Raw genomic sequence first — 17,753 nt, 5'->3', positions numbered from 1 at the left:
GCTCTTTTCCTTGCAGCCAACAGGACCCTCAGCAAGTCCTATCGTTGCAGGTCAAGAGCACTTTCTGCGTTTCTGATCAACCTTCGGACAGGCCACTTCGTGAAAGCGCGAGGCTAGGAGCATCTTGCGAGCGGGAACGGCAAGGTGGAGTTCCCACCAGGCCAGATCGGGGCTTCCGTCGCGATCGGACTCCAGATGCCGGGCCAAGAAGACCAGAGTGCGGTGTGCTTGGGCGACCGCCCAGCGGGGCGGGGCGGGGCTGTGGGGTGCGTATGCGGCAGGGACGAAAGCGTTGAATAGGTGCCTGTCTACGGCGGAACGGTCAGGGAAGGCGGCGGTGTCGCACAGTTCGCCAGGGTGCGGAACCGAGGCTGAATCGAGGGCGTGCTGGGGGCGCGGGTTGTAGATGGTGCGGACCAGGAACAGTCCGAGGGGGGTGGCGAGGGCCTGTCCGACCGGGGTGCTGGTGCCCAGCTGGGCGATGACGGCATCCCACCGCTGCGCGGCCAGGGTTTGCGATCCGCCCGCATCCCGACGCAGGTAATCGGCGGCCTGCTCGCGGGAGACGGGGAGCAGCCGAATGCCAGCAGCGCCGTTGAGTCGCACCACGGCATCCGGGCGGGCCACCGCAGCTCGGTACTCGTCGACTCGTGTGGCGAGGACCAGGGGGAGCTTCGCGGGCAGAGCCCGGTTGATCGCGTCGAGTGCAACGGCGTGCAGGGCAGGGGGCAGTTCGTCGAAGCCGTCCAGCAGTGGCAGGATCAGCCGGGCGTCCAGCAGTTCCTGGGCAAGGTCGTGCGCTTCGGGCCGGGATGTAACGGTGGTGGCCGGGGCAGAAGCCGGGGCACGCAGGCCGGGGTGGGCGCGCCGCAGTTGCTCGGCTATCCACTCTTGCAGCCGCTGGTTGTTCGGGTCCCAGGAGGTCAGGGAGAACAGCACGGGCACCGGCCCGCCCGCAGGGCGTCGTGCGATGAGGTCCTGGAGCAGATGGATGAGCAGCACGCTCTTGCCTGCTCCCGGCTCGCCCAGCACCACCAGGCGGCGGGTGGGTACCCGCTCGCTGAACACTTCGCCGATCTGGGCGTCACCGCCCGCCAGCCCGTTTGCGCTCGCCGGCCACCGGGCCGGATCGTTCGGGGGGCCGCCGGGCCAGGCGCGGGCCAGGCCGGTCAGCAGCTCCCAGGGCTCCACCAAGTCCGAGTCGGCGGCCCGCCAGGAGACCGGCAGGGGGTAGGGGTCGTTGACTCTGCGGATCTCCGCCTCGGCCTCCCACTGCGCGCGCACCGCGTTCGCCAGTCGGTCGGTCACTGCCGCTAGGTCCACGGCAGCGGCCTCGACGCGGTCGTGCTTGAACGCCTTCCAGGCGATGTAGAGCGGCCCTGCGGCGAGCAGCGCCGTGGCTGCTGTCTCGGCCACCTTCGAATCGAAGCGCCAGGCCAGGAGCAGGGCTCCGGCCGTCGTCAGTCCGACCAGCAGCAGGGACCGCAGCCCTACGCGCTTCAGTACCTGGCTCTGTCCCCCACGTCTCACAGCAGGACATCTTGCCTTGCTGTGTCCTGGCCGGGGAGCCGTTCGCGTCAGGCGGGGAGTTTCTGCTGGTTGCCAGCCAACTCCCTCTGACCGCCCGAGTGTTGTCACATGGTCGTTCTACGCTGCTCTGCGTGGGAGGAATTGACTGGGGGGACGCCCCGACATGGCTGGGAGCTGTCTTCGCCGCGATGGCCGCAGCGGCGGCGGTGTGGACGCTGAAGTCCCAGCGGGATCAGATCGACGAGCAGCGGGACTTCATCCGCCAGCAGTCCGAGAACCTGGCCCTGGAACGTGCCGAACTGCGGGCTGTAGCTGATGACCGGAAGCGGGAGCAGGCCAGCCAAGTCAAAATTGCGGCCCATGTTTTCAGAAGGGATGAGAACGGTTATGACGATGAAATGAGGTGGTATGTCGTCGTGAAAAATGAGAGTGATGCACCGATTTTCTCCCTGCAAGTGACTTTAGGGGCGGCTGGGAATGCCGTGGAAGTCTCTGAGGCTCGCTACAACCGCGCATACGGGTATACCACCGCTGGAAGGCGAACGACACCTCCTTTGGAGGTGGCTGGGGCAGGAAAGCTTTACAGGTTCTGCTCTGAAATCATGGACCGCGAAGAAGGGGCTGCGAACCGCCCTGTCCTGCTGTTCACCGACGAGGCTGGTGTGCGGTGGAGCCTGGACGGGCACGGCAAGCTCGAAGAGGTCACGGCGGACCGGCCGGGGGAGTAGGCCCGCCGACCGGGCCGCACTCAGGCCAGCCCGGCCCGGTCGTCGAAGGTGATCGCAGCAGCGGCGGCCAGCAGCCGCAGCTCGGGATCGTCCGGGGCGTCGTAGAGCATGAGGCCGAGCGCATCCGTGAGCCGGGCGAGGTCGCCGGGGCCCATATCCTTGATCTCCGTGGCGATGCGGGCGGAGTCTTCGGGTGTCATGGCGATCGCTTCTTGGGTGATGTCAGGGCACTTTCAGGGCACATGAGGGCAGGAATCGTTGTGAAGCGGTGAGATGCAGTGAGAGGTGTTTCCGCTGGTCATCGCCTTCATTTGCGGACTGGCGCAGGTCAGGGCGAGTGGGTGTGGAGTTCCGCTTCAACGTCTGACGGGCGACTCGCCGCCATATCGCCGGCCTGGGAAAGTCCGGGCACGGGAAACAGCCCAGGGGTCCGACTTCCCGGAGTCGGACCCCTGGGCTGTTTCCCGTGCCTGGACGGCACCGGGAGGACCGATGCCTCCTCGCCCGTGGCTCACGTCCAGGCCGGCAACAGTGCCGTTGGGGTCCCGGGCGCGAGCCGGAGGGCGTGCCGGATGCCGGGAGGACGGCCGCTCGCTATCCCGAACCCACCAGGGCCGCCCCGCACAGCAGGAGGCCGGTGGCCAGGCAGCAGGTGCCCCACCGCAGCCACCGGTACTTGGAGGTGAGGATGAGGCTGACATCCACCATCTGCACCGTCAGCCACGACACCCGGTCGCGGGCCGCCGCGGTGATCGCCTGGACGAGCCGCTCGGTGTCCGGCGGCGCCGCGAGGACGTCTCCGAAGAACGTCATCCCGGGGCCCGGCCGGACGGTGCCGGTACGGGGCAGGACGACCCAGGCCAGCAGTGCCGTGCCGACGGCCCACAAGGTCCCTCCGGCGAGGAGCAGGACCTTCATGGCGCCGGTCACCGAGGACGGGGTCCACACTTCTCCGCCGAGGAGCAGCACGGGTGCCGCGAAGGCGCCCGAGAGCAGTACGGCCGCCTTGGTGTCGGCCCGGGCGAGGTCCTCCCGCGCGGTGGCAAGAAGCCGTTCGGCCACGTAGACGGCCTGTTCCCGGCCGGTCGGGGGCACATCGGTGGCGGGCTCACCCGTCGTGCTCATCCTGCTCCTCCCGACTGGGCCGGTGCCGTTCCTGCCTGATGTAGTTCACCCTCCCGCCGCCGGACCCCGCCGGCGGCCCGTCCTGCGTCTCCGCCGTGCCCGGCGGTACGGCGGAGGGGGCCTCCGGCGGCACGGGCGGCACGGGCGGCATGGGGGGAGTGCCCGGCGCGAGCGGGACGGGGGGCGTGTCCGCGGACGGTGCGGCCGGCTCCCAGGCCGTGGTGATCCGCGGTCCGGGCGCCGGGTCGGCCGGCGGCACCGGCAGTGCCGTCGGAGGCTGCGGCAGACCGCTGTCGAACAGCGCTCTGCCGGTCGCCCGGGCGTAGTCGATGAGCTGCTGCACCTGCCCCTCCACCTGATGGCGCTGTACGACGCCCTGGTCGATCAGCCGCGTGAGGTACTCCAGGGCCCCCTGCCGCTGCTGCCGCGCCTGGCCCTGCAGTTCGTGCAGGATCTCCTGGGCGCGGGCCGGATCCTGCGCGAGCATGTGGGCGTACTGCCCGGCCTCGCCCGCGGCGATGAGTTCCTGCGCGGCGGCCAGGTTGGACTGCACCCGGGCGGCGTCCGCCTGGTCCCTGGCCGACTGCACGATCGCGGTGTGCTGCACGTCCAGCAGGGCCTGCTTGTGATCGGCGGCGGCCCGGCCCAGGTCGATGCGTACGTACACCGTCGTGGCCAGGCCGATGTCGGCGCCGAGGGAGGTCTGGTTCCCGGTGGCCAGTTCGGCCTGGATCGCCTCGTCGGCCTGCTGGGCGCCGTCGAGCCCGTAGCGCCTGGTGAAGGTCCGCAGCCGGGCCAGCAGGGGAGCGCGCAGCATCCTCTCGACGTCCACCACCCGCTTCTCCGCGGCCAGCAGGAAGTCCTGGACCTCCCAGTGGATGTCCACCGCGCAGGTGAAGTTGCCCTCGTCGCCCCGGGTGGGCAACCGCATCTCGAAGGAGGTCTGGTGCCGTCCCTGGGCGATCAGGCAGACCGACACCGGCCGCCTTCCCAGCCGGGGCCTGTTGTGGTGCCGCGCACCGCGTACGGTGATGACGCTGTGGCCGCCGTTGCGGTAGTGCACGACCGACGCCTGCTGCAGCCCGATGTGCCGGTAGGGGCCGTCCGGTGTGATCTCGAACAGGAAAGGCCCCCGCAACTCGTCCGGCAACGTCACACTGTTGTCGAGGGGCCCGCCTGCCGGTGCTTGGTGGTGGGTGTTCTGGTTCATCGGGTTCTTCCTGTCCGGAGCGTCCGCAGGAGGCGGTGGGCGTGTTCCTGGGCCAGTGGTTCGTCGGGGTCCTGGGTGAGTCTTCCGACCAGCGAGAGCATCCGCCGCCGGTCGTCGTCGGTCAGCACCAACAGGGGCAGGAAGCCGAGGACGGCCGCCTCCCACGGCTTGCCGGGGCATGTGCGCAGCCAGGCGGCCACGGCATCCAGCGCCGCTTGGTAGGAGCGGCTGGTGTTGAGGGCCGTCCACAGCAGTCCGGCGACCTCGGACGCCTGGTCCGGACGTGTCGCGCAGATCGCCAGTGCCAGCGGCCACTTCTCGCGGCCGGCGAGCTCCGCGGCCGGGTTCCACACGTCCTCCACCAGCGTCTCGGCCAGGAAGAGCGTGCTGACCAGGCCGAGGTTCTGATGCTGCCGCCTGCTGTCACCGAGCCACGCCCGGATCCTGGCCAGCGGTTCCCGGCCGGAGGCGGAGCCGGCCAGGTGCGCGACGCTCTCCGCCGCGATGGACCGCAGCCGGCCGTCCTCCCAGGTGCCGATCCGGCCGAGCCTGCCCAGCGCCTCGTCCACGGTCCGGGTCGCGGTGCCCCGGCTGAGCACCGCGGCAGCCGTCCACCGGAGGTTGCCGTTCCCGTGGGAACCCCAGTTCTTCACCAGCGACCGCAGGGCCCCGCCGATCGTCGGATCGTCGAGCACGTCCTGCAGGGCGGTGGCGACGAACAGGCCTCGGCGGGCCCGGTCGGCCTCGGCCATCGGGACGAGCAGTTCCCTGAGCGTGTGGGAGCAGTCGAGCCGGCACAGCTCGCCCGCCGCCACGGCGGCCCTGGTCCACACCTCGTCGCGCGGGTCCTGGCAGAGCGAGTCGAGCCAGCGCAGCACCGGGCCGCGCATGTTGTGGTGGTGCTCCCACAGATGGGCGAGCAGGGCCGGCGCGAGGGCGGTGCCGAGGAACTGCACGGTGCGGACCGGGATCTCCTCGCCCGCCACCACCGGCTGGAGGCTGATCCGGGTGGTGGCACGTGCCGAGGTGAGCCTGGTCTCCAGACCGTCGCTGAGCAGCGGCCGTCCGGGCACCCGCTCGGGATCGGCGGTCACCGCCAGTTCCCAGGTGAGGAGTTCCGCGGCCTCGGCGGCGACGTTGAAGGAGCTGTTGCCGAACACCGCGAGTGCGATCCGGTATGCCGCGTCCCGCAGCGCGGGCAGGGTCTCGGCCGCCGTGCCGCCCGCGAACCACTCGCGGACCTGCTCGGCGGCGAAACCGCGGCACGCGGTCAGCAGCTCCTCCTCGGTCAGCTCGCCGGTGACGTGCCGGGCCACGAGACCGGCGAGCCTGGCTGCCTCGGCGGGCAGCAGCGTCTCCAGCCCCAGCGCGGCCCGTACGGTGTCCCGGCGGGCCAGCAGCCGGGCCGCCCGTATCGCCTCGACGGGCGCGCTGTCGAGTTCCGCGGCCAGATGGCCGTCGAGTACGGCGTCCTCGGCGGCGGGCGTGTGCGCGCGGCGGTAGCGGGCCTGCGGCGCGCGGGGGACGCCGGTGTCGGGTACGGACAGCAGCACGGCGTAGGCGCCGCGGTCGGCCAGCAGGCGGCGCAGCCGGTCCAGGTGCAGTTCCGCGGGCAGCCGGCCGTCGGCCGGCTCCAGGGTGTAGCCGTGGCCCTCGGCCACACGACCGCCCTCGTCGTCCGAGTCCGGGCCGGTGAGGTCGGAACCGGGATCCAGCCGGGACACCTTCCCGCGGGTGAGGTCGTCGAGGAGCGACAGGGCGGTGTACGTCCGCCCGCTGCCGGGCTGGCCGCAGAGCACCAGCAGGCGGTCGTCGCGCAGCTGCCGCTTGAAGTCCTCGTAGTCCGGCGGCCGGGTGAACCGCCGCCGCAGCCGTCGCAGCTCGTCCTCGGGCAGCGGTCCGGCGAGCAGGGAAGCCCGGGCGGTGTCCCCGAAGCGGAAGTTGACCGCGCCGATGGTGCCGCCGACGTAGGTGCTGGAGTCGCGCAGGAAGAACGCCCGGGACTCGCGCGCGATGCGGGCGGCGGCCCCTCCCGCCGCTGCCCGCCCCTCCTTGGCCGACGGGTCGGTCTCGAAGTCGCCGAAGAGTTCGTCCTCCGGTGGTCCGTCGGGCGCGGCGGGGCCGCCGTCCTGCCGTGGTCCGCGCTCCTGCTCCCCGGGCCGGTCCGACTGCGGCCGGCGGCCGCCGCCACCTCCGTCCGCTCCGGGCGCGTCGTCCGCCCGGGCCTCGGGGGCATCCGTGTCGCCGGTGCTCATGCGCGTTCCCCGGAGCCGCCGGCGCCGCCGCGACGCTGGTCGAAGGTGAGGTCCCCGAATCTGCCCTGCAGCACCTGCCCGGACCCGTAGTGGGTCACGGTGCCGAACCGGAAGTCGTCCCCGGCGCCGTCCCGCCGCCCGGTGTCCTCCTGCGGCGGCCCGTCCTCGCGCGGTGGCGCGGCGCTCTCCTCCCGACCGGGGAGCGGTGGCGGCGCGGTGCGGCCCGGCACCGTGAACCAGGGCTGATGCGCCCCTTCCCGGAGCAGGACGCGGTACCGGCGGTAGTGATCCGGCTCGATCCACCGGCCCCCGTGCCGGATGACGTCCCGGTAGAGCTGCTCGGTGACGGCCACCAGCAGCGGCGATCCGGGGGCGGCGGCCAGTACGGCCTTGGCCTCGGGGCAGTTGCCGATCCGGCAGGCGAGGTCGACCGCGGCGCCGGAGAAGCCCTGCCCGTCGGGGGTGAACGGGCCGACGTTGAGCCCGGCACGCAACCGCAGCGGCCGGCTCAGCTCCCGGTTGACCTGGCGCAGGTTCTGGTGGAGGTACTCCACCCACTCACCCGCGAGCGCTTCGGTGCGGCGTGGCTCCACCACGGCGAGAATGCCGTCACCGCGGTCCTCCTGGACCAGCCTGGCGTCGCCGATGCCCGCCCTGTCGAACGCGTCCTCCGCCACCCGGTGGATCCGTGCGCGCAACCCCGGGCGGTCCGGGTCGGGGGTGGTGCCCGATCCCTGGGCGTCCAGGCTGATGATGAATCCGTACCGCGTCTCGCCGTGCATCGCTCCACTGCCTTTCGCCCCGGCCTGCCCGGTGTTCGTCCTCCCGGCCCTGCCGCCACTGTCCCGCGGCGGCGGGGACCGCGCTGTAGCCGTTTACACACCCGGCCGTCACGTCGGTGTCGCGGAACCGCCGAGCAGCCGCAGCGGTTCCGGATCGTTGACCACGATGACCTTCGGCCCGGTGCGTACGAGCCCCTCCTCGCGGAGCAGCCGCAGCGCCTTCGCCACCGCCTCACGGGTCGCGCCTATCGCCGCGGCGATCTCGTGCTGGGACAGCGGGAGCCGGATCACCGTCGAGCCGCTCTCCTGGCGGCCGGTACGGTCGGCGAGTTCGACGAGGCAGGCGGCGAGCCGTTCCAGGACGGTGGCCGAGGCCAGGGAACGGCGCTGGTCGTCGGCGCTGCGCAGCCGCTCGGTGAGCTGCGCCATCACGAGCCCGGTCACGAAAGGGCGGGCCGAGATGAAGTGCCGGAAGCGGTCGCCCGGCACCACGAGGGCCTCCACGGTGCCCAGCGCACTCACCGTGGCGCTGCGCGGACGTCCGTCCAGGGCGGCCATCTCGCCGACGAGTTCACCGGCCTGACGCAGCGCCAGGATGAGGCGCCCTCGCTCGGTGGCCCGCCACACCGTGCACCAGCCGGTCAGGATCAGCAGGACGAAGGTGGTCGCCGAACCCTCACCGACGAGTTCCTCCTGCGACCGGTAGACGTGCCGGTGGCCGAGCGCCAGCAGCGACTGCTGGTCGGTGTGGGCCAGTCTGCTCAGAAAAACCTGGTTCTCCGCGAATAACCCCACGGTCCCCCCATGGTGCTCGGCAGGGCACACAGAGTAGTCCAGCGAGTGTCGTATTTCAGACGAGTGGCCGAAGTGGGACGGATGCGTCGGCGAACGGTGTCCGGCGAACCGGCGCGGAGCCCGCGCGGCACTCGTACGGCACCGGAGGGACAGTCGGCGTTCGCCCTGGGGAGCGGCGTTCCGCGGGGCCCTGTCCGACGCCTTCGTACGTCAGTACGCTGTGCCCCCGGGCCACGGACCGTCGCGGAGGGCGCGTGGATGGGGGAGCCGACTTTCGGGGTGCTGGGGCCGCTGAGGGTACGGGGGCGCGGTGCCGAGGTCCGTATCGGCGGCCCCAAGCCGAGGGCGGTCCTCGCCACGCTGCTGCTGCAGCCCGGCGCCTTCGTCTCGCTCGACATGCTGACCGAGGTCCTGTGGCCCGGTGGCGCCCCCCGCTCCGCCGTCGCCAACGTCCGCACCTATGTGCGCGCACTGCGCTGTGCCCTGTCGGAGGCGGGGGTCGCCACCGGCGGGCTGAGCACCAGGCCGTCGGGGTACGCGTTCGACGCCGCGCCCGGTGACATCGACCTGTCGCTCTTCGAGCAGCGGCTGGAGCGGGCCCGCGCGGAGCGCGACCGAGGCGGGGACGAGGCGGCGCTGCGCCGCTACGAGTCGGCCCTCGGGCTCTGGCGCGGCGGCGTGCTGCAGGACGTGCCGTCCAGCGTGGTGTGGGATCCGGTGGTCGTCAGGGCCGAGGAGGCGCGGTCGGCCGCGGTCGGCGAGTACCTCGAGGTGCGGCTGCGCATGGGGGAGTACGCGCCGCTGGTCGTGGAGCTGCGCTCACGTCTGGCCGAGGACCCGTTGCGCGAGGACCTGTGGCAGATGCTGGTGCGGGCGCTGCACGGGTCGGGCCGCACCGCGCAGGCCCGTGCCGCCTACGCCGAGGCCGAGCGGATCCTGGCGGCCGAGCTCGGCGTCGAACCGGGTGCCTCCCTGCGCCGCGCCGGGGAGGAGGTCAACGGCTGCACCGGCCGGCGCCGGCCCGTGCCGGCCGAGCCGGTGTGCCAGCTGCCGATGGACGTGCCGGACTTCACCGGCCGGTCCGAGGAGGTGGCCGCGCTGGAGCGGCTGCTGTCGGCGGCCGGCCGGCAGCCGGTCGTCGCCGTCCTGTCGGGCCCGCCGGGCTCGGGGAAGACGACCCTGGCGGTCCATGTGGCGCACCGGGTGCGCCAGGCCTTCCCCGACGGTCAGCTCTTCGTGGACCTGGGCGGGATGAGCGACCGCCCGCGCGAGCCGGCCGACGTCCTGGCCGAGATGCTGCGGGGGCTCGGCGTCATCGACAGCGCGGTCCCCGGCGAAACGGGCGAGCGGGCCGCGCTGCTGCGCTCGCGGATGGCACAGCGCCGGTACCTCGTCGTCCTCGACGACGCGGCGGGCGGCGCGCAGGTGCGCCCCCTGCTCCCGGGGACCGGCGGATCGGCGGTGCTCGTCAGCTCGCGCCGCCGGACGCCGGAGCTGCCGGCGCACCACTTCCCCATCGGGGTGATGAGACGCGACGAGGCCCGCGCGCTCCTGGGCGCGATCGTGGGGGAGGACCGGCTGCGCCGGGAGGGCGCCGACGCCGACCGGGTGCTCACCGGCTGCGGTTCGCTGCCGCTGGCCGTACGGATCGCCGGCTCCCGGCTGGCCAACCGGCCGGGCTGGAGCGTCGGCACGCTGGCCGACTTCCTGCACGACGAGCGCGGACGGCTGGACCAGCTCCAGACGGGCGAGATGGAGGTGCGGGCGAGCGCGGAGCTGAGCTACCGCCATCTGCCGAAGCGGGCGGCGGCGGCCTTCAGGGCCTTCGGGCAACTGAGCGGCGACGCGGTGCCCGGCTGGCTCGTCGCGGTGGCGATGGGCCGCCCGGACGGGGCCGCCGGGGAGCTGGAGGCGCTGGCCGACGAGCATCTGGTCGAGGTGGTGGGCACCGACCGGCTGGGGCTGCAGCGCTACCGGATGCACGACCTGCTGCGCTGCTACGCCGGGGAGCTGGCCGAGGAGAACGGCGCGGGCGTGCTCCGGCGGCGCCGGCTGCAGGTCGTCGACGCGCTGATCGCGCTCGCCCGCTGCGCGAACTCGGCGATGCCCACCCGCTTCCTCGGGGTGCTCGGGGAACCGGTCCGGCCCACCGGGCCGGCCGCCGCGGTCGCGGGCGCGGTACGCGCCCGGCCCGTCGAGTGGTTCGAGACCGAGCGCCGGCTGCTGGTCCGGTCGGTGGAGTCCGCGCTGCGGCTGGGCCGGGTCTCCCGGGCCGCCGACCTCGCCGTCGAACTGGCGGGCTTCTTCGACATGCGCGGCCACTACGGCGACTGGCTGAGAACGCACCGGCTCGTACTCGACGCGATGCCCGACCCGGCCGATGCCCGGGCCGCGGCGCTGCTGCGCAACCTGGGCCAGCTCCACCTCTACCAGGACCGGTACACGGAGGCGCTGGAGTCGTTCCAAACCTCGCGCGCCCTCTTCGCCCGGCTGGGGCATCCGCCGGGCGAGGCGGTCGCCGCGGTGGGGGCCGGCTCCGTGCACCGGGTGGTGGGCGATCTCGGCGCCGCCCTGAAGGCGTTCACCGACGCGCTGCGCGGGTTCGGCGGTGCGGGCGACCCGCACGGCGAGGCGGTCGCGCACAACGCGATCGCCTCGGTGTGGCTGGAGCGCCGGGATCCGGACGCCGCGGCGCCGTGGCTCGACGGCGCCCTGGAGCTGTCCCGGGCCGTCGGCGACCGGCACCGGGAGGCGCAGGTGCGCCGCCGGATCGCGGTGCTGCACGAGCTGCGCGGCGAACCGCGCGCCGCGCGGGCCGAACTGGAGCACGCGCTCGGCATCTTCGACGAGCTGGCCGACACGCACTGCGCGGCCTACGTGCAGCAGAGCATCGGGGAGCTGTGCCTGCGTCAGGGCGACGCGGGTCAGGCGTCGGCGCTGCTGGTGGACGCGCTCGCCGTGCAGCGGCAGCTCGGCGACCGCCGGGCCGAGGCGCGCGTCGCGTGCCTGCTGGGCGAACTGCACCGGGCGACCGGCCGGGAGCAGACCGCCAGGCGCTACTTCCACCGCTCCCTGTCGACGTGGCGCCGGCTCCAGGTGTGCGATCAGGCCGAACTCGTGGACGCGAAGCTGCGTTCGCCGCGCTGACGCGTCCGCGGTCCTGACGCGTCAGCGGGGCGTGCCGCCTACGGCGCCGGAGGCGGCACGCCCCGCGGGGGCGGACGGCGGGTGCGGCGGGCCCGGCCGCCCGTCGCGGCGCGGGCGTCAGATCAGCACCTGTTGGTGCTCTTCTGGTAGCGCGTGGTGTAGTCGGGGTAGCCGACCCCCTGCACGACCGCGGTGACGACCGACCCGTTGTGGATCTGCTCGTAGTGCAGGTGCGGGGAGAGGCTGTACCTGGCGGACGACTTGCCGACCCGGCCGATCCGCTGGCCTGCCGTGACCTTGTCGCCCTTGCTGACCCCTCGGCTGTACAGATGGGCGTAGCGCGTCCGCCAGCCGTTCCCGTGGCCGATCACGATGGTGTGGCCGTAGCCGGTGGTGGTGGAGTAGTGGGAGGAGAGGACGGTGCCGCCGGCGCTGGCGAACACCCGGCGTTTGAAGTCGTCCGGGTTGCCGTTCGCGTCGTAGTGGTTCCAGTCGATCGAGTGGGCCGGGCTGTGTCCGTTCCAGTTGCTGCCGCGCCAGACCTGGCCGCACAGGAACGGCATCCTGAAGTTGGGCCGGGACAGGGCCTGTACGGCGTCCGGTGAGCTCTCCTGCGGTGTCGCGACGGCGGTGGGGGCCGTGACCGCGAGGGCGGCGACCGCGCTCGCGGCCGCGAGTATCCGGCGGGAACGTCTCTGCATGGGCTTCCCCTTGTGGTCGGTGACGGGGCGATTGAAGGGGGCGCCCATACAAAGCGGATACAACCGCCGGGCCCGCCCGGCGGCCGGACGGGCCGGCGGGGCGCGGTACCGGCCCGGGGCCGGGACGCCTTGGCCGGAAGTGTGTTGACGGCATGTGACATGTACGTGTCTTTGTGCACGCACCCTTGTGTCTTTCCTATGGATCGGCGAATCTTTCGAGCGGCGAATCGTTCCGGCACCGCGCACCTCCCGGTGCTTGGTTTGTCATGCTCATGCGCATTCCCTCAGTAGCGCACCCCACAAGAGGAGGACCCCCACATGGCAGCGATGCGTCCCACCCGACGCAGACGTGCCCGTGCGGCCACGGTGACCGCCGCGGCCCTGGCCATCGGCTTCGTGCCCGCGGTGACAGCCGTGGCCGCTCCGCCCGCCGAAGGCGTGATCCAGAACGCCGGCGCCCCCGGAGCGATCAAGAACAGCTACATCGTGACCCTCGACGAGGACGCGGCCGACGCCGGCTCCTCGAAGGGCAAGTCGCTGGTGAAGAAGTACGGCGCCAGCATCAAGCGCACCTACCACGAGGCGCTCAACGGCTACGCGGTCCAGCTGACCGAGGCCGAGGCGAAGAAGCTCGCCGCCGACCCGGCCGTGGACGCGGTGGCACAAGACCAGAAGGTCTCCATCGCCGGCACCCAGACCAACCCCCCGTCCTGGGGCCTGGACCGCATCGACCAGCGGTCCCTGCCGCTCGACCGCAGCTACACCTACCCGGACTCCGCAGGCCAGGGCGTGAACGCATACATCATCGACACCGGTGTGCGGATCAGCCACAGCGACTTCGGCGGCCGGGCGGTGAACGGCTACGACGCCGTGGACGGCGACAACGTCGCGCAGGACGGCAACGGCCACGGCACCCACGTCGCCGGCACCGTCGCGGGCACCTCCCACGGCGTCGCCAAGAAGGCGAGGATCGTGGCCGTGCGCGTGCTGGACAACAACGGCTCCGGCACCATCTCCGGCGTGGTCGCGGGCGTCGACTGGGTGACGCGGAACGCGGTCAAGCCCGCGGTGGCCAACATGAGCCTGGGCGGCGGCGCCAACTCGACCCTCGACACCGCCGTGCGCAACTCCATCGCCTCCGGCGTCACCTACGCCGTGGCCGCGGGCAACTCCAACACCAACGCGTCCACCTCCTCGCCCGCCCGGGTCGCCGAGGCCATCACCGTCGGATCCACCACCAGCTCCGACGCGCGCTCGTCGTTCTCCAACTACGGCAGCATCCTGGACATCTTCGCGCCGGGCTCGTCCATCACCTCCACCTGGCACACCTCGGACAGCGCCACCAACACCATCTCGGGGACGTCGATGGCCGCGCCGCACGTCGCCGGTGCCGCCGCGCTGTACCTGGGGGACAACCCCGGCGCCACCCCGTCCCAGGTCGCGGCCGGCCTCGACTCCGCCGCCGTCACCGGCGCGATCTCCGGTCCCGGCAGCGGCTCCCCGAACAAGCTGCTGAACGTGGGCGAGGGCGGCCCGGACGACCCCGGTGACCCGGGTGACCCGGACGGCCGCTTCGAGAACACCGCCGACTACCCGATCCGCGACCACGCCACCGTGGAGTCCCCGATCGCCGTCTCGGGTGTCAGCGGCAACGCCCCCTCCGACCTGAAGGTCGAGATCGACATCCGGCACACCTACATCGGCGACCTGCAGGTCGATCTGGTGGCCCCCGACGGCAGCGCCTACCGCATCAAGAGCTACGGGACGGGCGGCAGCGCCGACAACATGATCGGCACCTACACCGTCAACGCCTCCTCGGAGGCCGCCAACGGGACCTGGAAGCTGCGGGTCAGCGACAACGGCTGGTGGGACACCGGCACGATCAACTCCTGGGCGCTGCAGTTCTGAGCCCCCGGAGTCCCTGCTCCACGGTCCGGCCTCCGGTCTGATCTCCGGGCCGGTCCGCGGTCCGGCCCCCGGGGGCTCCGACCGCCCGTGCACAGCCCCGGCCCCCACGGCTTCGCCGTGGGGGCCGGATTCGTGCTTGAAACCTGCCCTGAGCAGCACTTCATCACATCGGGTGAAACCCTGGCCGATTATTGCGGCGTACAACCTTCCGTTGCCAAGCTGTTGCACACCGTCAAGCTGTTGGGAGGACATGTGCCTTTCGGTGAACAGCCCGCGTATCTGCGTGTGGCCGGGGATCTCCGCCGGAAGATCGCCGACGGCACGCTTCCGCCGCGCACCCGGCTGCCGTCGCAGGCCCGTATCCGCGCGGAGTACGGCGTCTCGGACACCGTCGCACTCGAGGCCCGCAAGGTGCTGATGGCCGAGGGGCTGGTCGAGGGCCGCTCCGGGTCGGGGACGTACGTGCGCGAGCGGCCCGTGCCGCGCAGGGTGATCCGAACCGGCTACCGGCCGGCCGGCGAGGCCGGCCCGTTCCGCCAGGAGCAGGCCGACGAACGGATCACGGGCACCTGGGAGTCGCACAGCGAGCAGGAGGAGGCGGGTCCGGGGATCGCCGAGCGGCTGCGGATCAAGGAGGGGGAGCGGGTGATGCGCACCCGCTACCTGTTCCGCGTCGACGGGGAGCCCTCGATGCTCTCCACCTCCTGGGAGCCGCTGGCCGTCACCGGGCGCACCCCCGTGATGCTGCCGGAGGAGGGGCCGCTCGGAGGGCGGGGGGTGGTGGAGCGGATGGCGGCCATCGACATCGTCGTGGACAACGTGGTGGAGGAGGTCGGAGCCCGCCCCGGACTGGCCGAGGAGATGCTCGTACTGGGCGGGGTGCCGGGGCACACCGTGCTGGTGATCGAGCGGACGTACCGCGCCGGCGGACGTCCGGTGGAGACCGCGGACGTGATCGTGCCCGCGGACCGCCACCGCGCCGTGTACCACCTCCCGGTGCGCTGAATCACCCCCGCGCGCCCCCGCGGACGCCGCGGTCACTCGCACACATGGCCGAAATCATGCCGCATTGTGCCAACGCGAATGCGTTGAGTGAAGTCCGGGCGTAGGCTCGGGCATATGCAGACCGGTGGATCGTTGGGGGAAGTCGCACGGCGCGGAGCGCCGGGCGGGAGGGGTGCACGATGAGCGAGAGCAAGACCGTGCTCCCCTGGATGGTCATACGGCAGGATCCGAACGGCAACCGCTACCGCGTCGGCCGCTACGCCACCCGGGCCGAGGCCCAGAGCATGGCCGAGCGGCTGGGCGGGGACCGGGCGGGCGGCGCCGGGGCGGAAGGGGCGGACGGAGCGGCGCAGGAGCGGCGCTACCTGGTCGAGCGCCTGCGCCGCGGGGGCGGTGATCACGCCTGACCCATTGCACAATCGGGTATACGGACAAACAGTCCCAAAAGGCCCGGGTGCGCGCCCGGGCGAGAGCCCGAGCGTGGACGAGGACGGCGTGAACGACCCACCCAAGGCATTCCACGGCGCGGTCGAGGGCGTGACCACCTCGCTGCTCGACACCCTGCGCGTCGGTGTCGTCATGTTCGACACCGACGGCTACATCATGCTGTGGAGCCCCACGGTCGAGGAGATCCTCGGGTGGCCCGCCGAAGCCATGGTCGGCCACTACTACGGCGGCTACCTCACGGACGTCCCCGTCGAGGCGTCCTCGGGAGCCCCGGTCCCACACGACGGGATCTACCGGACGCTCCGGGAGAACAGGTACTGGCGCGGCAGCATGCGAGTGCGCCACCGCGACGGGCACACCGTGGAGGTGGAGGCCCGCGCCTCCCTGCTCACGCCCCCCGAGTGCAAACCGTTCGTTCTGGCCAACATCGTGGAGACCTCCCGGCTGCGCGCCGTCGAACAGGACCTCGCAGCCCTCGACGCCCTCTTCGCCACATCACCGCTCGGCATCGCCGTCTTCGACACCGAGCGCCGCTACGTCCGCGCCAACGAGGCACTCGCCCGGCTCAACGGGAGGCCGGTCCACGAGACCCTCGGCAGGACCGTCCACGACGTCCTGCCGCAGGCCATGGCCGACACCCTCGCCCAGATCCAGTCCCTCGTGCTGGAGACCGGCCGCCCGGTGGTGGACACCGTCCTGGCCGCACCCGACGGGCACGGCTGGCGCTCGGTGTCCTACGGCAGGCTCACCAGCCCCGACGGACGCGTCCTCGGCGTCAGCTCCACGGTGATGGACGTCACCGAGCGGCGCGACGCGATGGAGAAGATCGAGCGCGCCCGGCAGCGGCTGAAGCTCCTGGACGATGTCGGCGTGGCCCTCGGCGACCTGCTCGACGTCCCCAGGATCGCCAGGACGCTCGCCGGCGCCCTCGTCCCGCGCTTCGCCGACTACTCGAGCGTGATGCTCTACGCCGCCGTCGCCCACGGTGGCGAACTGCCCCGCGCCGCCCGGCCGTCCGGCGCCCCCCTGCTCCAGCTCGGCGCCGCGGCCAAGGCCCGCGGCCCGGTCGTGGAGCGGATGCTGAGGGTCGGCCAGGACATCGCCCTGGAGAGGGGGTCGATCTTCGAGAGCGTGCTCACCTCCGCCGCCCCCCACCTGGTGATGTCGCGCGAGGAGCTGGTCTCCGCCTCCTACCCGGGCGACCCCAGGGTCCAGGCCGCCCTCGACCTGGACATCCACTCCCTGATGGTCGTCCCGCTGCGCGCCCGGGGCACCGTCCTGGGGCTGCTGCTGCTCAACCGCGCCGAGGGCCGCGCCGCCTTCGACCGCGACGACCTCGCGCTCGCGATGGAACTGGCCGGGCGCGCCGGCATCAGCCTGGACAACGCCCGCCTCTACGCCCGCGAGCGCGAGAGCGCCCTGATGCTCCAGCGCAGCCTGATGCCCCAGCAGGTGCCCTCGCCCCCCGGCTTGCAGATCGCCTACCGCTATGTCCCCGGGGGCAGCCACGCCGAGGCCGAGGCCGAGGCGGGCGGCGACTGGTTCGACGTGATCCCCCTGGCGGGCGGCCGGGTCGCCCTCGTCGTCGGCGACGTGATGGGCCACGGGCTGCGCGCCGCGGCCACCATGGGGCAGCTGCGCACGGCGGTGCGCACCCTGGCCGCCCTCGACCTGCCGCCCGACGAACTGCTGCGCCGCGTCAACGACCTGGCCGACGACCTCGCCCAGGGCCCCGACGAGCCCCTGATGGCCACCTGCGTCTACGCCGTCTACGACCCCTCCACCCGTCAGTGCACCCTGGCCACCGCAGGGCACGTGCCGCCGCTGCTGCTGACCGGCCGGGGCGAGGGCTGGGAGGTCACCCCCGTCGAGGCGCCCTCGGGCGCCCCGCTGGGCGTCGGCGGGGTGGAGTTCGAGTCCGTGAGCCTGGAGGTGGAGGACGGGGCGGTCCTCGTGCTCTACACCGACGGGCTGATCGAGCACCGGGGCGAGGACATCACCGAGGGACTGGACCGCCTTGTGTCCCTGCTAGGCGGCCTGCCCCCCCAGCCGTTCCTGGAGGACGTCTGCGACCGGGTGCTCGGCGGCATGGACCCGGGCACCGGGCCGGCCGGCCGGGG

At 72.5% G+C, this 17,753-nt stretch carries 14 protein-coding genes; 6 read left to right on the top strand and 8 right to left on the bottom strand.

Going from position 1 to position 17,753, the window contains the following annotated elements; genetic code table 11:
- Positions 1-51 precede the first annotated feature (51 nt).
- The gene (locus L7D48_RS13475) at positions 52-1,416 is read right to left on the bottom strand and encodes an NACHT domain-containing NTPase (RefSeq protein WP_237879670.1); all 1,365 of its coding nucleotides are present in this window, start codon (positions 1,414-1,416) and stop codon (positions 52-54) included.
- 245 nt (positions 1,417-1,661) lie between these two features.
- Here L7D48_RS13475 and L7D48_RS13470 point away from each other — a divergent pair, with 245 nt between their 5' ends.
- Positions 1,662-2,258 (top strand): hypothetical protein, encoded by a 597-nt coding sequence (locus L7D48_RS13470; protein WP_237879669.1) that lies wholly within the window; start codon positions 1,662-1,664, stop codon positions 2,256-2,258.
- A 20-nt stretch (positions 2,259-2,278) separates the two neighbouring features.
- Here L7D48_RS13470 and L7D48_RS13465 read toward each other — a convergent pair whose 3' ends face one another.
- From L7D48_RS13465 to L7D48_RS13440, 6 genes are all read right to left on the bottom strand, one after another.
- Positions 2,279-2,458: a hypothetical protein gene (locus L7D48_RS13465; protein WP_237879668.1), complete on the bottom strand. Its 180-nt coding sequence runs from the start codon at positions 2,456-2,458 to the stop codon at positions 2,279-2,281.
- Between the two features lie 394 nt (positions 2,459-2,852).
- Entirely contained in the window at positions 2,853-3,383 is a 531-nt protein-coding gene (locus L7D48_RS13460; protein WP_237879667.1) for a Pycsar system effector family protein, read from the bottom strand.
- Positions 3,367-4,593 carry a hypothetical protein gene (locus L7D48_RS13455; protein WP_237879666.1) on the bottom strand — a complete coding sequence of 409 codons (1,227 nt, stop codon included), beginning with the start codon at positions 4,591-4,593 and terminating at the stop codon, positions 3,367-3,369. The genes L7D48_RS13460 and L7D48_RS13455 overlap by 17 nt, the downstream gene beginning before the upstream one ends.
- Positions 4,590-6,848 carry a hypothetical protein gene (locus L7D48_RS13450; RefSeq protein ID WP_237879665.1) on the bottom strand — a complete coding sequence of 753 codons (2,259 nt, stop codon included), beginning with the start codon at positions 6,846-6,848 and terminating at the stop codon, positions 4,590-4,592. The genes L7D48_RS13455 and L7D48_RS13450 overlap by 4 nt, the downstream gene beginning before the upstream one ends.
- Complete coding sequence (locus L7D48_RS13445; RefSeq protein ID WP_237879664.1) at positions 6,845-7,630, bottom strand: hypothetical protein; 786 nt, start codon at positions 7,628-7,630, stop codon at positions 6,845-6,847. Before L7D48_RS13445 ends, L7D48_RS13450 begins: the two co-directional genes overlap by 4 nt.
- 108 nt (positions 7,631-7,738) lie before the next feature.
- Positions 7,739-8,425, bottom strand: coding sequence for a Crp/Fnr family transcriptional regulator (locus tag L7D48_RS13440; protein WP_237879663.1), 687 nt, complete (start codon positions 8,423-8,425; stop codon positions 7,739-7,741).
- Positions 8,426-8,683: 258 nt separating this feature from the next.
- On the opposite strand from L7D48_RS13440, the gene L7D48_RS13435 reads away from it, so the two are divergent.
- Complete coding sequence (locus tag L7D48_RS13435; protein WP_237879662.1) at positions 8,684-11,572, top strand: BTAD domain-containing putative transcriptional regulator; 2,889 nt, start codon at positions 8,684-8,686, stop codon at positions 11,570-11,572.
- Between the two features lie 122 nt (positions 11,573-11,694).
- Here the strand turns inward: L7D48_RS13435 and L7D48_RS13430 are convergent, their stop codons facing one another.
- Positions 11,695-12,273, bottom strand: a complete 579-nt coding sequence (locus L7D48_RS13430; protein WP_237879661.1) for a M23 family metallopeptidase — start codon at positions 12,271-12,273, stop codon at positions 11,695-11,697.
- A gap of 318 nt (positions 12,274-12,591) precedes the next feature.
- On the opposite strand from L7D48_RS13430, the gene L7D48_RS13425 reads away from it, so the two are divergent.
- The 4 genes from L7D48_RS13425 to L7D48_RS13410 all read left to right on the top strand — a co-directional run.
- The gene (locus L7D48_RS13425; protein ID WP_237879660.1) at positions 12,592-14,181 is read left to right on the top strand and encodes a S8 family peptidase; all 1,590 of its coding nucleotides are present in this window, start codon (positions 12,592-12,594) and stop codon (positions 14,179-14,181) included.
- A 252-nt stretch (positions 14,182-14,433) separates the two neighbouring features.
- The gene (locus tag L7D48_RS13420; RefSeq protein WP_237879659.1) at positions 14,434-15,186 is read left to right on the top strand and encodes a GntR family transcriptional regulator; all 753 of its coding nucleotides are present in this window, start codon (positions 14,434-14,436) and stop codon (positions 15,184-15,186) included.
- A 179-nt stretch (positions 15,187-15,365) separates the two neighbouring features.
- Positions 15,366-15,593: an SPOR domain-containing protein gene (locus L7D48_RS13415; RefSeq protein WP_237879658.1), complete on the top strand. Its 228-nt coding sequence runs from the start codon at positions 15,366-15,368 to the stop codon at positions 15,591-15,593.
- Between the two features lie 88 nt (positions 15,594-15,681).
- A partial coding sequence (locus L7D48_RS13410; RefSeq protein WP_237879657.1) for a SpoIIE family protein phosphatase occupies positions 15,682-17,753 on the top strand: 2,072 nt, incomplete at its 3' end.

Source organism: Streptomyces sp. ICN903 (genome assembly GCF_022015835.1).
In the GTDB taxonomy this organism is placed as follows: domain Bacteria; phylum Actinomycetota; class Actinomycetes; order Streptomycetales; family Streptomycetaceae; genus Streptomyces; species Streptomyces fenghuangensis.
This window is presented reverse-complemented; position numbering and strand designations above follow the sequence as displayed.